This is a genomic window from Pseudomonas sp. SD17-1 (assembly GCF_029201585.1).
Lineage (GTDB): Bacteria > Pseudomonadota > Gammaproteobacteria > Pseudomonadales > Pseudomonadaceae > Aquipseudomonas > Aquipseudomonas palmensis.
In genome coordinates this window covers 800,865-819,158 of record NZ_CP104044.1, presented here as the reverse complement: position 1 = coordinate 819,158, position 18,294 = coordinate 800,865, and the positions used below count along the sequence as shown (strand labels likewise).

The following is an 18,294-nucleotide window of genomic DNA, read 5'->3' as shown; positions in this document are numbered from 1 at the left end:
CGGGGCGAGCATTCTACCGCCGTTACGCCGCCGTTGCAGGCACAAAACCGCCCGACAACACCGGCAAACGATCAGGGGGTGAATCGATCCCCCCCTGATGCAGTACAATCGGCGCTTTTACTTGGCAGCGAGTCGACCCGCCAATGATCGAACCCAAGCGCGTCCTGCGCGCCCTAGCCGAACACTGGGCCCTGCTCGAGCCGTTGTGCGAGCGCTTCGACGGGGGCACCCTGAGCCTGGCCGAGCTGCGCGGGCAACTGGCCGCACAACAGCTCGACAGTACGCCCCAGGACATCACCAACCTGCTGGACGTGTGGATTCGCCTGGACATCCTGGTCCCGGTGGCCAAGAGCCCGAACCGCTTCGAGCTCAACGCCCAGATCCACGACTTCCTGGCCTACCTGCGGCGCGAGCACCGCCTGGGCCTGTGCCTGGAGATCGAAGCCTACCTGCGCCACCTCGAGCGACTGGCCGGGCATATCCAGGACGCCTTCGACATCCGCGACGGCAACGACCTGGCGCGCCAGCTGCGTCTGCTCGACATGCGCGTGCGTGACGTGCTGAAAAAACTCGACAACGACGAGCAGGCGCTGGTGGCGGTGGCCGAGCGGGCCAAGACCAGCGACCGGCAGATCCCGCTGCGCCAGCGCTACGCCGAAGTGCTGGCCACCTGGGACGAATACGTCGAGCCGATGATCCAGCTGGTGAACGCCGACGGCGCCTTCGAACAGGGCGTGCGCAAGGTCGAGACCGTGCTGCTGCGCCTGCTGGGCGAGCAGGCGCGACTGGGCCACCTGGTCGATGACGACATGCTGCTGCGCACCCACGCGCGCATCCTCGAGATGCAGACCAGCGCCCAGCTGACCCTGCGCCACGCCCGCGAGCTGCTGCTGCCGCTGCGTGAAGAGGCGCGCCGGCACAACGCCGTGACCCGTGGCGCCGCACTGGCGCTGTCGGTGATCCGGCGCAAGGGCATCGACGCCGTGCCGCAGGCGGCCATGCCGCTGTTCACCCGCCCGCAGAGCACCTTCCTCGGCAGCGCCAGCCAGGTCGAGGCCTACGTGTATGCCCTGGCCCGCTTCGAAGCCAAGCCGGCGCAGTTCCCCAAGGCGCACAAGAGCCACAAGGGCGCCGCGCCGCGTGCACCGCGCACGGTCAAGGAAATGCTCGAGCGCTGCGAAGACGCCCTGCCGCTGCCCGACCTGATGGTGTGGCTGCTGGAGCAGGAGCCCGAAGGCGCCACCGACGAACTGCTGTACTGGTTCTCGCGCCTGTCGCGGGAAAAACGCTTTACCCGCGCGCGCCTGGAGCGCCGCGAGTACACCACTCAGGAACACCTGGTCAGCCTGCGCTCGTTCGCCCTGACTTCAAGCCGCGAACCGTCGCCCGAGCCTACTGCGAGCCCTACCCATGCATCTTGATCTTTCCGAACTGTCCCAGCTCGCACCGATCTTCCGCGAGCTGTTCAAGGGCTTCCACATCAGCCGGCGCGACCCGGAGCTGTATGCCCAGCTGTCGAACTTCCAGGACCAGTACCGCGGCCTGTTCAAGGCCCTGGGCTTCGAACTGGTGTGCGACACCCGTGGCTTCTACTATTTCGTGCCGGAACTGGCTGCTGCCCAGGTCAACAAGACCGCCCAGCGCCTGTCGCTGTTCACCTTCATCCTGGTGGAGCACCTGGCCGACCAGGGCCGCGACCCGATGTCGGTGCTCGACGGCGGCAGCCTGGGGCGCGACGAGCTGCCCTCGCTGCTGGAAAAGTACCGCGACCTGTTCCTGCAGGCCGAGGTGCAGACCCCCGACGAGCTGGAAGAGAAGATCATGCGCCGCATGACCCAGCTCGGCTTTGCCAGCGAAGACAACGGCATCTACCGCTTCCTGCCGCCGATGCATCGCTTCCTCGACGTGTGCCTGTCGGTGCAGCAGGACCGCGACCTGGCCGCCAGCCTGCACAGTGCCCTACCGCTGCCGACCCCGGTGCTGGTGGTGGAAGAAACCCCTGAAGAGCTGAACAGGACCGACGACCCGCTCGACCTGAGCCCGTTCGAGGAAAGCGAAGAAGACGCCTTGGCCCGTGCCATTGCCCAAGAGCAGCAGGAGATTGACGCATGAGCCAGGACCGCTACGGCATTCGCCGCTTTGCATTGCTCAACACCGCCGGCTACAGCCTGGGCCTGTTCCCGCTGGAGCACCCGCTGTCGGTGTACGGCGCCAACAACCTGGGCAAGAGTGCGTCGATCAACGCCCTGCAGTTCCCGATCCTGGCGCGCATGTCGGACATGAGCTTCGGCAAGTACAGCCTGGAGCAGTCACGCCGCTTCTACTTCGCCAGCGACACCAGCTACATCCTCTGCGAGGTCAACCTGCCCCACGGCCCGCACGTGATCGGCGTGGTCGGGCGCGGCCCTGGCGGAGGCTTCGGCCACCAGTTCTTCGCCTATGCCGGCGAGCTGGACCTGGGCCACTACCAGAAGAACGACACCTGCCTGCGCCAGAAGGAGCTGTTCACCAACCTGGAGCGCAACGGCCTGAAAGCCTACGAGCTCAAGCCCGACGAACTGCGCCGGCTGCTGGTGGGCGGGCACACCTCGGTGCCGCTGGACCTGACCCTGATTCCGCTGCGCTCCACCAGCGAGCAGAGCCTGAAGACCTTCCGCGCCCTGTTCATCAACCTGCTGCACATGCGCGAGATTACCGCGGCCAAGCTCAAGCAGCTGTTCCTCGATGCGTTCGAGCACAGCCTGCGCTCGGGCAGCGTCGACTACATCGCCGCCTGCGAAGAAGCCTTCCGCGACGTGCGGCGCATGGAACAGGACTACAACTCGCTGGTAGCCGCCGGCCCGCTGGTCGAGGCCCTGGCCAATGGCGTGGCCCAGCGCGACATCCTGCGCGGCAAGCTGCACCGCCTGTCACCGCTGCTCGACCAGTTGCTCGGCACCTGGCAGGACTACGCCGGCGCACGCAAGGAAGAGCTGGTGCTGCAGGCCGAGCACTACAGCCACGAGCAGGACGCGCTGCAGAACAACCAGCGCGGCGGCACCCAGGAGCTGATGCGCCTGGAGCGAGAAATGACCGGTATCCAGCGCTGGCTGGGCGAACTGTCGGTGCTCAAGCACCGCTTCGCACTGGTGGATGACGTCAAGGTGCTGGAGCAGCAGCTGCTGGCCGCCAAGGACGCCCACGACGAACTGGCCGGTGCCCTGGCGCAGTCGCGCCAGTTCAGCGCCGAGGACCTGGAAGAGCGCCTGCGCGACCTGGAGAAACGCCTGAAGTCGGTCAAGCAGCAGCTCGACCATGCCGACAACAACAGCTATGCACGCCTGCGCGAAGAGTTCTCGCAGCAGGACGTCGAGCGCCTGATGCGCCTGTTCAACGGTGCGCTGTTCAGCCTGCCGCTGGGCGAGCGCGGCATTGAGCTGGATGACAGCGACGTGTGGGTCAAGTCTCTGGAAGCGGTACTCGACGGCTTCAAGGGCGAGCGCTTCGAGGCGCCGGGGCTGTCCATCGACCTCAGCCATATCGAGCCGCCGGCCTTGCAGGCCCTGGCCGACCGCGCCGCGCTGCGCGACCAGAAGGAGCGCCTGGAAAAAGAGCTCAAGCAGCTCAAGACCCAGCAGGCCGTGGCCGCCGACCGCGCCGCGAGCAAGACCCAGACCGAAGCGCTGTACCAGCAGGTGCTGGATGCGCAAAAGGCCCTGGAAGACTACCGCCGTACCCAGACCCTGTCGGCCGAGGAAGGGGACAAGCTGGAGCAGCTGGCGCAGATGGAGGCGGCCCAGGACGAGCTCAAGCGCTCCAGCGACGCGTTCACCGAGCGCGTGCAGCAACTGTCGGCCAAGCTGCAACTGGTCGGTCGCCAGATCGCCGACATGGAGGCCAAGCAGCGCACCCTCGACGACGCCCTGCGCCGTCGCCAGCTGCTGCCGGCCGACCTGCCGTTCGGCACGCCGTTCATGGACCCGGTCGACGACTCCATGGACAACCTGCTGCCGCTGCTCAACGACTACCAGGACAGCTGGCAGGGCCTGCTGCGGGTGGATGGCCAGATCGAGGCGCTGTACGCCCAGGTACGCCTCAAGGGCGTGGCCAAGTTCGACAGCGAAGACGACATGGAGCGCCGCCTGCAGCTGCTGATCAACGCCTATGCGCACCGTACCGACGAAGCCCTGACCCTGGGCAAGGCGCGGCGCGCGGCTGTGACCGACATCGCGCGTACCCTGCGCAACATCCGCAGCGACTACGACAGCCTCGAGCACCAGCTGGCACTGTTCAACCGCGAGATCAACAAGCGCCAGGTATCCAACCTGCAGAGCTTTCGCATCGTGCTGGCGCCGAACAAGGAAGCGCTCAAGCACATCGACCAGATCATCCACAGTGCCGGCCAGTACGAGGAAGGCGAGACCCTGTCGGTGTTCGACCTGAGCCAGAGCGCCGAGCAGGACAACAAGAACGAAGAGGCCAAGGAGTACCTGGCGCGGCTGGTGGCAGCCAACCACAACCAGCTGGGCCTGAAGGACCTGTTCGAGCTGGCGTTCGAGATCACCAAGGTGGGCGGCCAGCCGATCATCCATACCGACATCGATGGCGCGGCCTCCAACGGCACCACCATGACCATCAAGGCGCTGACCAACATGTACCTGTTGCTGCACCTGATGGACCGCGACCAGGCCGGGCGCGTGCGCCTGCCGTACTACCTGGACGAGGCGGCCGACATCGACGAACGCAACCAGGCGGCATTGCTGGAGACCAGCCTGCAGTTGGGCTTCGTGCCGATTCTGGCGAGCGTGAAGCCGCAGGTATCGGCGCACGTTGCAATCGACCTGGAGGGCGGTAGCGGGCCGAACGGGATCTACATCGACGAGGCGGACTGGAAGTACATCAGCCGTCGCGATCAGGTGAAGGTCGAGGTGCGGGAAGTGGAGGTTGAGCCGGCGTCGATCTGACGGCCTTGGGGGCCCTTTGGGCCCCATCGCGGGTCAAGCCCGCTCCCACAGAGGGCACCATTGAACCTGTGGGAGCGGGCTCGACCCGCGATGGATTAAACGCGGTCTTATTCTGCCCAAGGCAGAATCGGAATCGCCGTCACCGCGTTCTGCGGGCTGCCTTCGATCAGGCGGTCGCTGTACACCAGGTACACCAGCGTGTTGCGCTTCTTGTCCAGAAAGCGCACAACCTGCATGGTCTTGAACACCAGCGAGGTGCGCTCCTTGAACACTTCATCGCCATCCTTGAGCTCGCCCTTGAAGCGGATCGGCCCCACCTGACGGCAGGCGATCGACGCCTCGGCACGGTCTTCGGCCAACCCCAGCCCACCCTTCACGCCGCCGGTCTTGGCGCGCGACAGGTAGCAGGTCACGCCCTCCACCTTGGGGTCGTCGAACGCCTCGACCACGATGCGGTCGTTGGGCCCGACGAACTTGAACACCGTCGACACCTGGCCGATTTCCTCGGCACCGGCCAGCATCGGCAAGGCCAGCAAGGCGGCTGCAAAAATCCCTTTGATCACGCTCATTTCCTCATACCAGAATCAGGTTGTCGCGGTGCACCAGTTCCGGCTCGGCGCTGTAGCCCAGCACGGCCTCGATGGCCTCGGATGACTGGCCGATGATCTTCTGTGCTTCCAGCGCGCTGTAGTTGGCCAGGCCGCGGGCCACTTCAAGGCCGTCCGGCCCTACGCACACGACCATCTCGCCACGCCGGAAACTGCCCTGCACGGTCTTGACGCCCACCGGCAGCAGGCTCTTGTTGGCCTGGCGCAAGGCCTGCACCGCACCGGCGTCCAGCACCAGGGTGCCGCGGGTCTGCAGGTGCCCGGCCAGCCATTGCTTGCGTGCCGCGAGCATGCCGCGCTCGGGCGAGAGCAAGGTGCCCAGGCGCTCGCCGGCCTTGAGGCGGTCGAGCACGCGCTCGATGCGACCGCCGACGATGATGGTGTGCGCCCCCGACCGCGCGGCCAGGCGCGCCGCACGCAGCTTGGTCTGCATGCCGCCACGCCCCAGTGCGCCACCGGTGCCGCCGGCCACGGCGTCCAGCGCCGGGTCATCGGCGCGCGCCTCGTAGATCAGCTGGGCTTCGGGGTTGTTGCGCGGGTCGGCATCGAACATACCGTCGCGGTCGGTGAGGATCACCAGCAGGTCGGCTTCCACCAGGTTGGCCACCAGTGCGGCCAGGGTGTCGTTGTCGCCGAAGCGGATCTCGTCGGTGACCACGGTGTCGTTCTCGTTGATCACCGGTACCACGCCCAGCTCCACCAGGGTACGCAGGGTGCTGCGGGCGTTGAGGTAACGCTTGCGGTCGGAGAGGTCGTCGTGGGTCAGCAGGATCTGCGCGGTGTGCCGGCCATGCTCGGCAAAGCTCGACTCCCAGGCCTGCACCAGGCCCATCTGGCCGATGGAGGCGGCAGCCTGCAGCTCGTTCATCGCACTCGGTCGCTTGCTCCAGCCCAGGCGGCTCATGCCGGCAGCCACGGCCCCCGAAGAGACCAGCACCAACTCGACCCCTGCCTCATGCAGGGCCACCATCTGCTCGACCCACACGCCCATCGCCGCGCGGTCCAGGCCCTTGCCATCCGCCGTCAGCAACGCGCTGCCGATTTTCACGACCCAGCGCTGCGCACCCGTCACCTTGCTCCGCATCTTCTTCCAACCTATAGAGATCTTTAGATACCAAAACGCCGCTTGAAAAAGCGGCGTTTAGTGTACTGCAACGAATCAGTCGCGCACGTAAATGATTTCCGGGCCGTCTTCGTCGTCTTCCCAGTCGTCATCGTCATCATCGTCGCCGATGTCGTGCACGCTCTTGACGCCGGTACGGCGCAGGGCGCGCGCGTCGTCCAGGGCCTGCAGCTGGGCACGGGCCTCGTCTTCGATGCGCTGGTCGAGGTCGGCCAGCTCGTCGCGGTAGGCCGGGTCGGCCGCCAGGCGGTCGGCACGGTCTTCGAGGTAGCGCATGATGTCGCGGCTGAGCTGCTCGGTGCCCTGCTTGGAGATCGCCGAGATCACGTACACCGGGCCTTCCCACTGCAGGCGCTCGACCACTTCCTTGACGCGCTCGTCGCGCTCGTCGTCCATCAGCATGTCGGTCTTGTTCAGCACCAGCCAGCGGTCACGCTCGGCCAGCGACGGGCTGAAGCGGGTCAGCTCGTTGACGATGACTTCGGCGGCGTCGGCGCTGCTGCTTTCATCCAGCGGGGCCAGGTCGACGAGGTGCAGCAGCAGGCGGGTACGCGCCAGGTGCTTGAGGAAGCGGATACCCAGGCCGGCGCCTTCCGAAGCGCCTTCGATCAGGCCGGGGATGTCGGCGATGACGAAGCTCTTCCAGCGGTCGACGCTGACCACGCCCAGGTTCGGCACCAGGGTGGTGAACGGGTAGTCGGCGACTTTCGGCTTGGCGGCCGACACCGAACGGATGAAGGTGGATTTGCCGGCATTGGGCAAGCCCAGCAGGCCGACGTCGGCCAGCACTTTCATTTCCAGTTTCAGGTCACGCTGCTCGCCGGGCTTGCCCGGGGTGGTCTGGCGTGGCGCACGGTTGGTGCTGGACTTGAAACGGGTGTTGCCCAGGCCGTGCCAGCCGCCCTGCACCACCATCAGTTTCTGCCCGGCCTTGACCAGGTCGCCGATCACTTCCTGGGTGCCCGCGTCGATCACGGTGGTGCCGACCGGCACGCGCAGGATCAGGTCGTCGCCCTTCTTGCCGGTGCAGTCGGTGCTGCCGCCATTGGAGCCGCGCTGGGCCTCGAAGTGACGGGTGTAGCGGTAGTCGACCAGGGTGTTGAGGTTTTCGTCGGCAACCATGTACACCGAGCCGCCGTCGCCACCATCGCCACCGTTGGGGCCACCGTTCTCGATGAACTTCTCGCGGCGGAAGCTCATGCAACCGTTACCGCCGTCACCGGCCTTGACCTTGATCGATACTTCGTCAACAAACTTCATAAAAACCGCCTCTCGTCAGTTGGACGAGCTGAGTGACACAAAGACATAAGGCTCTTGCAAAAGTGAGCGCGGCGGCCCCGATACGGCCAGAACACCAGCGCCGGCAGCCCATACAAACAGCTTTGCAAGAGACTCACCCCACAAACGAAAAAGCCCCGTCGCGAGACAGGGCTTTTCCAGCGATCGCGCGATTACTCGGCAACGACGCTCACGTAACGACGACCGAAGGCGCCTTTTACTTCGAACTTGATCTTACCCGCGATCTTGGCGAACAGGGTGTGATCCTTGCCCATGCCAACGCCGTAGCCAGCGTGGAATTGGGTGCCGCGCTGACGCACGATGATGTTGCCCGGGATGATAGCCTGGCCGCCATACATCTTCACGCCAAGGCGTTTGGCTTCTGAGTCGCGACCGTTACGGGTACTACCACCAGCTTTTTTGTGTGCCATGGTTCAATTCTCCAGAAATGGGGATTTGGGCGATTAAGCCGAAATACCGGTGATCTTGATTTCGGTGAACCACTGGCGGTGGCCCATACGCTTCATGTGGTGCTTACGGCGGCGGAACTTGATGATGCGCACTTTGTCGTGACGACCTTGCGAGATCACTTCAGCAACAACCTTGGCACCAGCAACGACTGGAGCGCCGATGTTCACGTCGTCGCCATTGGCAACCAACAGAACGCGGTCGAAAGTCACGGATTCGCCAGTGGCGACTTCCAGTTTTTCGATTTTCAGGTATTCACCTTCGGCGACTTTGTACTGCTTGCCACCGGTAACAATTACTGCGTACATGGGTATTTCTCCGATAATCCTGCTCACCCAGCTCTTTATAGGAAGAGTATTGGCTGGCATGGCTGCATAGGGCTGGAACGGCCCAGTGCAATTGCGTAAGGCAGGTGCTGCCCAGGAAGTTCAGGGTGCGCGATTGTACGCAAGCCAGCTTTGCCTTGCAAGTGTGGCCATTGACCCCACGGGCAGTGCGCCTTGACACGCCGGGACCCGCAACCTAGCATGCCGCGCAACCCTTATGGAGCACCTGTGGCCGATGCAACCCCAAGCTTTCTACCGTGCGGTAGCGGACGACTTCAGCGCCGTTGACGAGATCATCAAGAAGCAGCTGACTTCACGTGTGCCGCTGGTATCGAAAATCGGCGACTATATTACCTCGGCTGGGGGCAAGCGTCTGCGCCCGCTGCTGGTGTTGCTGTGCGGCAAGGCACTGGGCCGCGAAGGCGACGACCTGCGCCTGCTGGCAGCCACCATCGAGTTCCTGCACACCGCCACCCTGCTGCATGACGACGTGGTCGACATGTCGGGCATGCGCCGTGGCCGCTCCACCGCCAATGCCCTGTGGGGCAACGCGCCAAGCGTGCTGGTGGGCGACTTCCTGTACTCGCGCTCGTTCGAGATGATGGTCGAGCTGGGCTCGATGCCGGTCATGCAGATCCTCTCCAAGGCCACCCGCGTGATTGCCGAGGGTGAAGTGCTGCAGCTGTCGCGCATTCGCGACGCCAGCACCACCGAGGAAGTCTACATGGACGTCATCCGCGGCAAGACCGCCATGCTGTTCGAAGCCTCCACCCACAGCGCCGCCGCACTGGCCGGCGCCAGCGATGAACAGCGCGAAGCCCTGCGTACCTTCGGCGACCACCTGGGCGTGGCCTTCCAGCTGGTCGACGACCTGCTCGACTACAAGGGCGACGCCGAGACCCTGGGCAAGAACGTCGGTGACGACCTGGCCGAAGGCAAGCCGACCCTGCCGCTGATCTACACCATGCGCGAAGGCACCCCCGAGCAGGCTGCGCTGGTGCGCCAGGCCATCCAGAAAGGTGGCCTTGAAGACCTGGAGAGCATCCGCAACGCAGTGGAGGCCGCCGGCGCGCTGGAGTACACCGCACAGATGGCGCGTGACTACGTGGCCCGTGCCATTGCCTGCCTGGACGTGCTGCCGGCCAGCGAATACCGCGATGCGCTGGTCGAACTCAGCGAATTCGCCGTCGCCCGCACGCACTGATCCCCTGCCCGGCCCATCGCTCGATGGGCCTGCTTTTCCTCTGGCCGGCAAAACCCTATACAATGTGGGTTTTCTGCACGTAGTCCTGAGGAACCGTAGTGAGCACTTTGCCACCCTGCCCCAAATGCAACTCCGAATACACCTACGAAGACGCCAGCCAGCTGATCTGCCCCGAGTGCGCCCACGAGTGGTCGGCCAGCGGTGAAGCCGAAGCGGCCAGCGACGAAGCGGTGAAGAAGGATTCGGTGGGCAACGTCCTGCAGGACGGCGACACCATCACCGTGATCAAGGACCTCAAGGTCAAGGGCACCTCGCTGGTGGTCAAGGTCGGCACCAAGGTCAAGAACATCCGCCTGTGCGACGGCGACCACGACATCGACTGCAAGATCGACGGCATCGGCCCGATGAAGCTGAAATCGGAATTCGTGCGCAAGGTCTGACCCCTGCCTGCCCGGGGCTGCACTCGCAGCCTCGACCCTACCGCCCGACGGTAATCGCAAGAAAAATCCAATAGTCACTTGCTATTTTGATAATAAGAATTATTCTCATTGAACGCTTTCAAGGAGAATAGCCATGACTTATCTGATAGACGCCTGGCTTGACCGCCCCCATCCGTACCTGCGCATCCTGCACCGCGAAACCGGCGAGGTATGCGCCGTGCTCGAAGAAGACGCGCTGGGCGAACTGCGCGACCAGGGCGACCTGGATCTTCACGGGTTGAATTCGAGCGAGCCTGTGGTGCTCAAGGAGCTGGTGAGGAATCTGTTCCTGTTCTGCTATGCCCGGGCGTTGCGCCCTGGGGGTGGCGCGCAGTGGAACTGAAAACGCTTCGCCGGCAAGGCCGGCTCCTACACGGGTACGCGCTGACCCTGTAGGAGCCGGCCTTGCCGGCGAAGAGGTATTACAGTACGTCCAGCAGCTCGACGTCGAACACCAGCACGCTGTGCGGCGGGATGCTGCCAACGCCCTGGGCGCCGTAAGCCAGCTCGCTCGGTACGTACAGGCGCCATTTGCTGCCCGCGTTCATCAGTTGCAGGGCCTCGGTCCAGCCAGCGATCACGCCGCCGACCGGGAATTCTGCCGGCTGGCCACGCTCGTAGGAGCTGTCGAACACGGTGCCGTCGATCAGGGTGCCGTGGTAGTGGGTGCGCACGCTGTCTTCACGGCTTGGCTTGGCGCCTTCACCGGCAGTCAGTACTTCGAACTGCAGGCCCGAGGCCAGGGTGGTGATGCCGTCACGCTTGGCGTTCTCGGCCAGGAAGGCCTTGCCTTCGCCAGCGGCCGCTTCGGCCTTGGCAGCCGCTTCGGCCTGCATGATTTCACGGATGACCTTGAAGCTGGCCGACAGGTCTTCTTCGCTGACGCGGCTGGCCTGGCCATTGAAGGCGTCGGTCAGACCGGCCAGGATCGCGTCCAGGTTGACGCCCGGTGGCGGGTTGTCACGCAGCTGGCCACCCAGCTGACGGCCAATGCCGTAGCTGACGCGGGTTTCGTCGGTGGACAGGTTGAGTTCGGACATGTTTCTGCTCCGCTACAGGGCGCACAAAAGCCGCGCCCGCTGTGAAAAGGGCAAGCAGCCTAGCACACTGCGGCAAAGCAGTTCAGCTACCAGGCAGTACGTCGCGGCATCGGCACCTTGAGGTCTTCTTCGGGGGTGCCGTGCAGGCCGCACATCTCGTCCTGCACCGACCAGTGCACCAGGTGCAACGGCACGGCGGGCAAGCCATTGAGCAGGCGCTGGCCATCGACCACCGAGTGCACCTTGAGACGTACCCCCTTGGCATCCAGCAACGGGTGCGCCTTGCCCTTGACCCGGGCCTCGAGCACGAAGTCCCCCCCTTCGATGGCGATCAGGTTCAGTTCGTCCACCCGGCCGGCCCTGGCCTCGCTGTTCAGTTCATGCAGGTTCATTGCGATACCTCGCTACTGGAACATTCCACAGGCCGTTCATTTTTTGTACAGCATCGACCAAAGCACAAGCCAGAAACGCAACCGCCCGTCCGTTATGCAACGGACGGGCGGCTGACAAGGCGTGATACCCCGCAGGTCAGTGCTTGGTCATCTTGTCCAGGTAGCCCATGGCGAACGCCGAGACCACGAAGGTCATGTGGATGATCACGTACCACATCAGGTACTGGGTCTCGATGTTGCGCGCGTCCATGAACACCCGCAGCAGGTGGATGGAGGAGATCGCCACGATCGAGGCGGCCACCTTCATCTTCAGCGAGGAAGAGTCCATCTTGCCCAGCCAGTTGAGCTTTTCGGTGCCTTCGGCGATATCCAGCTGCGAGACGAAGTTCTCGTAGCCGGAGATCATCACCATCACCAGCAGGCCGCCCACCAGGGCCATGTCGATCAGCGACAGCAGTACCAGGATGAGGTCGGACTCGGCCAGCGAGAAGACGTTGGGCAGCACATGGAAGATCTCCTGAAAGAACTTCAGCGCCAACGCCAGCAGCCCCAGGGACAGGCCAAAATAGATGGGTGCGAGCAGCCAGCGCGAGGCGTACATCGCATTTTCGATAAAGCGTTCCATTGAGCAGATCACCAGGTGGCTGGAAAAAAACGAGCGCGAGTATAGCAGCCACCTGTGACAGGAAAAGCCCGCGACACGCTGCCACAGGCCAGTGGATGATCCGGTCGGCTCAGGTGTCGGGGTTGGACTGCAGGTCACCCACATGATGAACCCGCTCGCCGTTGATGCGACGCAGCTGCGCCTGCAGGTGCACGCACCAGATCTGCGGGTCGTCGGCCACCTGGTAGCCGTGCAGGGTCAGGCTGTCGACAATCGCGCTGAGCACCGACTCGGCCACGAACGGCCCGTGAAACGGCCCCTGGGCCTTGATCGCGGAGGGTTGCTCGCCGGCCATGCCGGCGGCGAACAGCAGTGTCCACATGCCGGTGTCACCGGCCAGCGGGCGGATACGGCACTCAATGCGGGTCACCAGGCCCAGGCATTGACGGGTAAGGCTGAGGGTACGCGGCATGGCGACGGTCCTCGGTGAGGCGTTGCGTAGCCTGTGGCCAGGCTGGTTTCGATCCTTTTGCGCACGACGGTCCATGCCTTGAGGATAGAAGAAATCCGCCGGCGACAAGCGGTCGGCGCCGAGCGGTCATGTACCGTGCGCCGAACTGCCCCCTTCGCCGGCAATGCCGACTCCCACATGTAGGAGCCGGCATTGCCGGCGAAGAACCCACCGCGGTCAGGAAGGCTTCACCTGCGCCAGCGCCTCTTCGGCCTGCTCCTTCTCGGCTTCCTTGAGGTCCTCTTCGCTGATCATCTCGGCAATCACCCGCAACCGCTCGACCACCCGCGCATTGATGCTGCCCTCGGGGAACTCGCCCTCCTCGTTCGGCTGCCCGGCCGGCTCGCCCACCAGCAGGCTCAGGGCCTCGTCGGCCTGACTGACTGCGTACACATGGAATTGCCCGGCGCGCACCGCCTGCAGCACGCGCTCGTCGAGCATCAGCGTGGCCACGTTGGCCCGCGGGATGATCGCGCCCTGCTCACCGGTCAGGCCACGAGCCTCGCACAGGCGGAAGAAGCCCTCGATCTTCTCGTTGACCCCGCCCACCGCCTGCACTTCACCGAACTGGTTGATCGAGCCGGTGATCGCAAAGCACTGCTTGAGCGGGGTTTTCGACAGGGCCGAGATCAGCGTGCAGGCCTCGCCCAGCGATGCGCTGTCGCCATCCACATAGCCGTAGGACTGCTCCAGCGCGATGCTGGCCGAAATCGCCAGGGGGAACTCCTGGGCATAGCGGCTGCCCAGGTACCCGGTGAGGATCATCACGCCCTTGGAGTGGATCGGCTGGCCCAGGTTGACCTCACGCTCGATATCCACGATGCCGCTGCCGCCCGGGTACACCGTGGCGGAAATCCGCGCCGGCACGCCGAACGCCGAATCGCCCACCTCCAGCACGGTCAGGCCGTTGCACTTGCCCACCGCCGCGCCTTCGGTGTCGATCAGGATGATCCCGGCCAGCATGTCGTCGAGAATCCGCGCCGATACCCGCCCGGTACGCGTGGCCTTGGCCTTGAGCGCCCGCTCGATGTGCCCGGCGTCGGTCATCTCGTCGTTGGCCAGGTGGCGAATGAAATCCGCCTCGCTGACCAGCTGGAACAGGTCGCCGATGCGCGCCGACAGGCGCCCCTGGTGCTCGGCCAGGCGGGCGCTGTAGGTGGCCAGGCGCGCCACCGCATCGGCGGTCAGCGGGGCCATGCCCTCCTCGCTGGTGCGGGTCTTGAGCAGCTGGGCGAACTGCTCCAGGCTCTCCTCGACCATGGGAATGTCTTCGTCGAAGTCCACCAGCACCCGGAACATCTCCTGGAAGTCCGGGTCGTGGTCCTGCAGCGCGTAGTACAGCTGGCGGGCGCCGATGATGATCACCTTGACCTGCAGCGGGATCATCTGCGGGGTGAGGGTCACGGTGGCCAGGCGACCGAACTCGCCCAGCGGCGACTCCATCTTCAGCTTGCGCGATTGCAGGGCGCGCTTGAGCGCATCCCACACGAACGGCTCGCCGAGCATCTTCTCGGCTTCCAGAATCAGGAACCCGCCATTGGCGCGGTGCAGCGCCCCCGGGCGCAACTGGCGATAGGTGGTGTACAGCGCGCCCTGGTCGTTGCCGTATTCGATGCGGCCGAACAGGTTGTCGTAGGTAGGGTGCGGCTCGAACACCACGGGCGCGCCGCCGCTGGCGTGATGGCCGACCACCAGGCTGGGGGCGTACTGCTCTTCGAGCATCTTGCGCGCCACCGCGTCGGTCTTGCTGTCGTCGACCAGTTGCTCGACCACGGTGCGCAGCAGGTTGACCTGCATGGCCTGCAGGTAGGCGCACACCGCGGCGTTCTCGGCGTATTTCTCCGACAGCGGGGCCAGCAAGGGCTGCAGGGCCAGGGTGATGGTTTCTTCGTTGAGCTGGCGCAGCTGGTTGTTCGACTCGCGCTTCCACTGCGGCAGGCTGGCGAGCTCTTCGTTGAGGCGCTCTTCCAGCGCGGCGATGTCCTCGTGGAAACGCTCGCGCTCGGCCTCAGGCAACTGGGCGAACTCGGCCTCGTCCAGCGCCTTGCCATCGGCCATGGGGGTGAAGGCGACGTTGCTGCTGTCGCGGTACAGGGCCACGTCCTTTTCCAGCGAGGCGCGCTCGATCACATCCAGGGCACGGTCGTAGCGCTGGTTGAAGGCGCGGTCGATGGCGCTTTTCTTCTGCTGATAGGACGGGTGCTCGAACACCGCCGGAAAGGTCGCCAGCAGGTTGTCGATCAGGCCCCCGATATCGGCGATGAAGGCCCCGGCACTGCCGGCCGGCAGCTCGAACGCCTTGGGCTCGCGGGGCTCGTCGAAGTTGTTGACGTACAGCCAGTCGGACGGCGTCTGCAGGCGCTTGCCTTCTGCCTTGAGGTAGCGCTTGACGAACGAGAAGCGGCCGGTGCCCGGCTCGCCCATGACAAACACGTTGTAACCGGGGCGTGGCATGGCGACGCCGAACTGCAAGGCTTCGACTGCACGTTCCTGGCCTAGCACACCGCGAAAGGGCTCCAGATCATTGGTGGTGGAAAAATCGAACTGTTCAGCGGAAAACGGCCGGGTCAGGGCTTCGGGCGCAAGACGCAGGCTCGCAGCAACAGGATCGGGCATCGGGCTTCCTTACTTCGGCGGGGCGGATGACGGCATTCTGGCGCCGCCTGCGCCCGGCTTGCAAGGCTCTTCAACGCTTTAGCGCGCAGGGTCGAAAACCTGCTCCGCGTCAATTATTTCAAGCAATCTTTTGCAATTAATCACGGAACCCTTAGATCGTGCCTAAACTCCAAACTGCGCGGCTGGGTAAACAACCGACCCGTCCTGGCAACTAGTCCTACAGACATGCCAGATAACCCTGACCTTTGGTTTGAACATCAGAAAGAGAACAATGCTATGAAACGGATTCTTCTGGGTACTCTGTTCACCGCGGTTTCGCTCAACGCCATGGCCCAGGCGCCAGGCGGCCCGGACTGCGGCTGGGGCAACATGCTGTTCGAGGGCCAACGCGGCACGCCGGCTCACTTCCTCGCATCCACCACCAACGGTACCTCGGGCAACGCCACCTTCGGCATGACCTCGGGCACCAACGGCTGCTCCACCAATGCGTCGCTGACCTATGGCGGCAAATCCTGGTTCGCCATGAATGGCATGATGAACGAGCTGTCCGAAGACATGGCGCAAGGCCAGGGCGAAGCACTGACCACCTACGCGGTGGTACTGGGCGTCGCACCGGAAGACCGTGCGCACTTCGCGGCCGTGACCCACCAGCACTTCCAGGAGATCTTCACCACAGCCGACGCTACCGCTGAAGATGTTCACACCAACACCCTCGCCGTCCTGAAAAGCGACGCCCGTCTGGCCAAATACGCAACCCCGGCCTAAGCTCGGCACACCCGCCCCGACCACGGGGCGGGTTTGTTTGCCCGCCTCTATCGGCATCATTCAGACGTAGTTGCCCGACATGCTCAAACGCCTTGCCTACCTGGCGCTCTGTGCCTGCGCCCCGCTGCACGCTGCCACCGTGCTGGACGATGCTCGTCTGCACGCACTGGCCAACGACCGCTACTGGATCTCCCTGGGCCATTACGAAACCGCCAAGCTCGGCGGATGGCGCAGCTACGTGGACGACCCCAAATTCTTCCTGGCCAAGGACGGTGCGCACCACCCTGACCAGGAACTGCGCGCCACCTATGAGGCGCTGTACGCCCCGGCCAGCCTGGGCGATCAGCACGCGCAATGCGTATTCCCGGCGCGCACCCGCTGGCTGCGCGAGCAGTTGCAGCTCACCGACCTGCCGGCGCCGGACTGCACGGCCTACACCCAGTGGTACTCGGACGTGTCGCCGCACAGCGCGGTGATGATCTTCCCGGCCGCCTACCTGAACAGCCCCTCGTCGATGTTCGGGCACACGCTGCTGCGTATCGACCAGGCCGACGTGCAGAGCGACAACACCGCACTGCTGAGCTACGCGATCAACTTCGGCGCCTACATCGAGGGCAACGACAACAGCATCCTGTATGCCTGGAAGGGCCTGATGGGCGGCTACCCCGGCCTGTTCGCGCTGGTGCCCTACCAGGAGAAGCTGTCCGAATACCGCAGCCTGGAAAACCGCGACCTGTGGGAATACCGGCTGAACCTCACGCCCGAGGAAACCGGGCGCATGGTCGAGCACATCTGGGAACTCAAGCAGATCCAGTTCGACTATTTCTTCTTCGACGAAAACTGCTCGTATCGCCTGCTCGAACTGCTGCAGGTGGCACGGCCGAGCCTGGACCTGACCTCGCAGTTCCCGCTCACGGCGATCCCCACCGACACGGTCAAGGCGGTGAAACAGTCCGGGCTGGTGGCGCGTACCGACTACCGCCCATCGCGCGAGCGCGAGCTGCTGGAGCGGGCCAAACCGCTGGACCATGCCGAACAGCAGCAGGTGCTGGCCGTGAGCGCCGACACCGCGCAACTGCAGAGCCCCGCCTTCACCGAGCTGCCGCGCGAGCGCCAGGCGCTGGTGCAGGACGCCGCCTATCGCTTGGAGCGCTACCGCGCCAATGGCCTGGAGCGCGACCCGGAGCGGGCCAGGCGTAGCTTCGAGCTGCTGCGCGCGATCAACCGCAACCCGCCACCGCCGTTGCAGATCGAACGCCCCGGGCTGCCGGAGGACGGCCACGAGTCGCGCACCTGGCAGCTGGGCGTGGGTACCCGAGAAGACCGGGCCTTTGCCGAGTACGGGCTGCGCATGGCCTATCACGACCTCAACGACAACGCCTACGGCTTCCCGCTGGGGGCGCAGATCGAGATCCTGCAACTGAAGGTGCGCCAGTACGAACACAACGACTGGCAGGTGCAGCGCCTGGACCTGGCCACGATCCGCTCGCTGACGCCGCGCAACGACCTGCTCAAGCCGTGGTCGTGGCAGGTGGCCGGCGGGTTGGAACGGGTGCTGGGCAAGCATGAGAACGAGGTGCTGGTCAGCCATGTGAATGGCGGCGCCGGGGGCACCTGGCAATTGGGCGAGGACATGATCGGGTTTGCCCTGGGCACGGTGCGGGTGGAGCACAACAATGACTTTGCCGGGTTCATCGCACCCGCGGCAGGGTTCAACACCGGCGTGCTGTGGCGCAACGGGCTGGGCAACCTGAGCCTGGAGGCCAAGGGCGACTACTTCACCAATGGCGAGGTCCGCCGCAGCCTGAGCCTCAACCAGCAGTGGGAACTGTCGCGCAACCTGGGCCTGCGCCTGAGTGCCAGGCGCGAGTTCAGCCAGCTGGCGACGGCGCAGAACGAGGTGATGCTCGAGGTGAAGTGGTACAACTACTGAAGTC

18 protein-coding genes are annotated in these 18,294 nt (G+C 64.6%); 8 read left to right on the top strand and 10 right to left on the bottom strand.

Annotated features, from left to right (window positions below):
* Window positions 1–143: 143 nt before the first annotated feature.
* The 3 genes from mksB to mksF are packed head-to-tail and all read left to right on the top strand — an operon-like array spanning window position 144 to window position 4,943.
* Entirely contained in the window at window positions 144–1,421 is a 1,278-nt protein-coding gene (gene mksB, locus N0B28_RS03670) for an Mks condensin complex protein MksB (RefSeq protein ID WP_043859814.1), read from the top strand.
* Window positions 1,411–2,112: an Mks condensin complex protein MksE gene (gene mksE / locus N0B28_RS03665; RefSeq protein ID WP_043859813.1), complete on the top strand. Its 702-nt coding sequence runs from the start codon at window positions 1,411–1,413 to the stop codon at window positions 2,110–2,112. The genes mksB and mksE overlap by 11 nt, the downstream gene beginning before the upstream one ends.
* Window positions 2,109–4,943 carry an Mks condensin complex protein MksF gene (gene mksF, locus N0B28_RS03660; protein ID WP_054916262.1) on the top strand — a complete coding sequence of 945 codons (2,835 nt, stop codon included), beginning with the start codon at window positions 2,109–2,111 and terminating at the stop codon, window positions 4,941–4,943. The genes mksE and mksF overlap by 4 nt, the downstream gene beginning before the upstream one ends.
* Before the next feature lie 107 nt (window positions 4,944–5,050).
* On the opposite strand, the gene N0B28_RS03655 is transcribed toward mksF, so the two are convergent.
* The 5 genes from N0B28_RS03655 to rplU all read right to left on the bottom strand — a co-directional run bounded on the left by N0B28_RS03655 (window position 5,051) and on the right by rplU (window position 8,728).
* Window positions 5,051–5,512: a CreA family protein gene (locus N0B28_RS03655; protein WP_043860223.1), complete on the bottom strand. Its 462-nt coding sequence runs from the start codon at window positions 5,510–5,512 to the stop codon at window positions 5,051–5,053.
* A 4-nt stretch (window positions 5,513–5,516) separates the two neighbouring features.
* On the bottom strand, window positions 5,517–6,635 hold the full coding sequence (gene proB / locus N0B28_RS03650) for a glutamate 5-kinase (RefSeq protein WP_043860222.1): 1,119 nt from the start codon (window positions 6,633–6,635) through the stop codon (window positions 5,517–5,519).
* 75 nt (window positions 6,636–6,710) lie between these two features.
* Window positions 6,711–7,934, bottom strand: coding sequence for an Obg family GTPase CgtA (gene cgtA, locus N0B28_RS03645; RefSeq protein ID WP_043860221.1), 1,224 nt, complete (start codon window positions 7,932–7,934; stop codon window positions 6,711–6,713).
* A 191-nt stretch (window positions 7,935–8,125) separates the two neighbouring features.
* A complete protein-coding gene (rpmA, locus tag N0B28_RS03640; protein WP_010225698.1) occupies window positions 8,126–8,383 on the bottom strand; it encodes a 50S ribosomal protein L27 in 258 nt (85 codons plus the stop codon).
* A gap of 33 nt (window positions 8,384–8,416) precedes the next feature.
* Window positions 8,417–8,728, bottom strand: a complete 312-nt coding sequence (rplU, locus tag N0B28_RS03635) for a 50S ribosomal protein L21 (protein ID WP_038614793.1) — start codon at window positions 8,726–8,728, stop codon at window positions 8,417–8,419.
* A 253-nt stretch (window positions 8,729–8,981) separates the two neighbouring features.
* On the opposite strand from rplU, the gene N0B28_RS03630 reads away from it, so the two are divergent.
* From N0B28_RS03630 to N0B28_RS03620, 3 genes are all read left to right on the top strand, one after another.
* A complete protein-coding gene (locus N0B28_RS03630) occupies window positions 8,982–9,950 on the top strand; it encodes a polyprenyl synthetase family protein (RefSeq protein WP_054916263.1) in 969 nt (322 codons plus the stop codon).
* A gap of 98 nt (window positions 9,951–10,048) precedes the next feature.
* Entirely contained in the window at window positions 10,049–10,390 is a 342-nt protein-coding gene (locus N0B28_RS03625; protein WP_043860219.1) for a zinc ribbon domain-containing protein YjdM, read from the top strand.
* Between the two features lie 133 nt (window positions 10,391–10,523).
* Complete coding sequence (locus N0B28_RS03620) at window positions 10,524–10,772, top strand: hypothetical protein (protein ID WP_043860218.1); 249 nt, start codon at window positions 10,524–10,526, stop codon at window positions 10,770–10,772.
* Window positions 10,773–10,851: 79 nt separating this feature from the next.
* On the opposite strand, the gene N0B28_RS03615 is transcribed toward N0B28_RS03620, so the two are convergent.
* The 5 genes from N0B28_RS03615 to N0B28_RS03595 all read right to left on the bottom strand — a co-directional run bounded on the left by N0B28_RS03615 (window position 10,852) and on the right by N0B28_RS03595 (window position 15,592).
* On the bottom strand, window positions 10,852–11,469 hold the full coding sequence (locus N0B28_RS03615) for an FKBP-type peptidyl-prolyl cis-trans isomerase (protein ID WP_043860217.1): 618 nt from the start codon (window positions 11,467–11,469) through the stop codon (window positions 10,852–10,854).
* Between the two features lie 86 nt (window positions 11,470–11,555).
* Window positions 11,556–11,861, bottom strand: a complete 306-nt coding sequence (locus tag N0B28_RS03610; protein WP_043860216.1) for a DUF6482 family protein — start codon at window positions 11,859–11,861, stop codon at window positions 11,556–11,558.
* 136 nt (window positions 11,862–11,997) lie between these two features.
* Window positions 11,998–12,486 carry a TIGR00645 family protein gene (locus N0B28_RS03605; protein WP_043860215.1) on the bottom strand — a complete coding sequence of 163 codons (489 nt, stop codon included), beginning with the start codon at window positions 12,484–12,486 and terminating at the stop codon, window positions 11,998–12,000.
* 109 nt (window positions 12,487–12,595) lie between these two features.
* Window positions 12,596–12,937, bottom strand: a complete 342-nt coding sequence (locus tag N0B28_RS03600; protein WP_043860214.1) for a hypothetical protein — start codon at window positions 12,935–12,937, stop codon at window positions 12,596–12,598.
* A 216-nt stretch (window positions 12,938–13,153) separates the two neighbouring features.
* Window positions 13,154–15,592 (bottom strand): ATP-binding protein, encoded by a 2,439-nt coding sequence (locus N0B28_RS03595; RefSeq protein WP_043860213.1) that lies wholly within the window; start codon window positions 15,590–15,592, stop codon window positions 13,154–13,156.
* Between the two features lie 276 nt (window positions 15,593–15,868).
* On the opposite strand from N0B28_RS03595, the gene N0B28_RS03590 reads away from it, so the two are divergent.
* Window positions 15,869–16,357 carry a DUF3015 domain-containing protein gene (locus tag N0B28_RS03590; protein ID WP_043860212.1) on the top strand — a complete coding sequence of 163 codons (489 nt, stop codon included), beginning with the start codon at window positions 15,869–15,871 and terminating at the stop codon, window positions 16,355–16,357.
* Between the two features lie 79 nt (window positions 16,358–16,436).
* The gene (locus N0B28_RS03585) at window positions 16,437–18,290 is read left to right on the top strand and encodes a DUF4105 domain-containing protein (RefSeq protein ID WP_275730383.1); all 1,854 of its coding nucleotides are present in this window, start codon (window positions 16,437–16,439) and stop codon (window positions 18,288–18,290) included.
* Window positions 18,291–18,294 lie beyond the last annotated feature (4 nt).

Bases quoted from the DNA above. Each gene is read 5' to 3' on its own strand.
- mksB (WP_043859814.1), top strand. From the start codon at position 144: ATGATCGAACCCAAGCGCGTCCTGCGCGCCCTAGCCGAACACTGGGCC.
- mksE (WP_043859813.1), top strand. From the start codon at position 1,411: ATGCATCTTGATCTTTCCGAACTGTCCCAGCTCGCACCGATCTTCCGC.
- mksF (WP_054916262.1), top strand. From the start codon at position 2,109: ATGAGCCAGGACCGCTACGGCATTCGCCGCTTTGCATTGCTCAACACC.
- N0B28_RS03655 (WP_043860223.1), bottom strand. From the start codon at position 5,512: ATGAGCGTGATCAAAGGGATTTTTGCAGCCGCCTTGCTGGCCTTGCCG.
- proB (WP_043860222.1), bottom strand. From the start codon at position 6,635: ATGCGGAGCAAGGTGACGGGTGCGCAGCGCTGGGTCGTGAAAATCGGC.
- cgtA (WP_043860221.1), bottom strand. From the start codon at position 7,934: ATGAAGTTTGTTGACGAAGTATCGATCAAGGTCAAGGCCGGTGACGGC.
- rpmA (WP_010225698.1), bottom strand. From the start codon at position 8,383: ATGGCACACAAAAAAGCTGGTGGTAGTACCCGTAACGGTCGCGACTCA.
- rplU (WP_038614793.1), bottom strand. From the start codon at position 8,728: ATGTACGCAGTAATTGTTACCGGTGGCAAGCAGTACAAAGTCGCCGAA.
- N0B28_RS03630 (WP_054916263.1), top strand. From the start codon at position 8,982: ATGCAACCCCAAGCTTTCTACCGTGCGGTAGCGGACGACTTCAGCGCC.
- N0B28_RS03620 (WP_043860218.1), top strand. From the start codon at position 10,524: ATGACTTATCTGATAGACGCCTGGCTTGACCGCCCCCATCCGTACCTG.
- N0B28_RS03615 (WP_043860217.1), bottom strand. From the start codon at position 11,469: ATGTCCGAACTCAACCTGTCCACCGACGAAACCCGCGTCAGCTACGGC.
- N0B28_RS03610 (WP_043860216.1), bottom strand. From the start codon at position 11,861: ATGAACCTGCATGAACTGAACAGCGAGGCCAGGGCCGGCCGGGTGGAC.
- N0B28_RS03605 (WP_043860215.1), bottom strand. From the start codon at position 12,486: ATGGAACGCTTTATCGAAAATGCGATGTACGCCTCGCGCTGGCTGCTC.
- N0B28_RS03600 (WP_043860214.1), bottom strand. From the start codon at position 12,937: ATGCCGCGTACCCTCAGCCTTACCCGTCAATGCCTGGGCCTGGTGACC.
- N0B28_RS03595 (WP_043860213.1), bottom strand. From the start codon at position 15,592: ATGCCCGATCCTGTTGCTGCGAGCCTGCGTCTTGCGCCCGAAGCCCTG.
- N0B28_RS03590 (WP_043860212.1), top strand. From the start codon at position 15,869: ATGAAACGGATTCTTCTGGGTACTCTGTTCACCGCGGTTTCGCTCAAC.
- N0B28_RS03585 (WP_275730383.1), top strand. From the start codon at position 16,437: ATGCTCAAACGCCTTGCCTACCTGGCGCTCTGTGCCTGCGCCCCGCTG.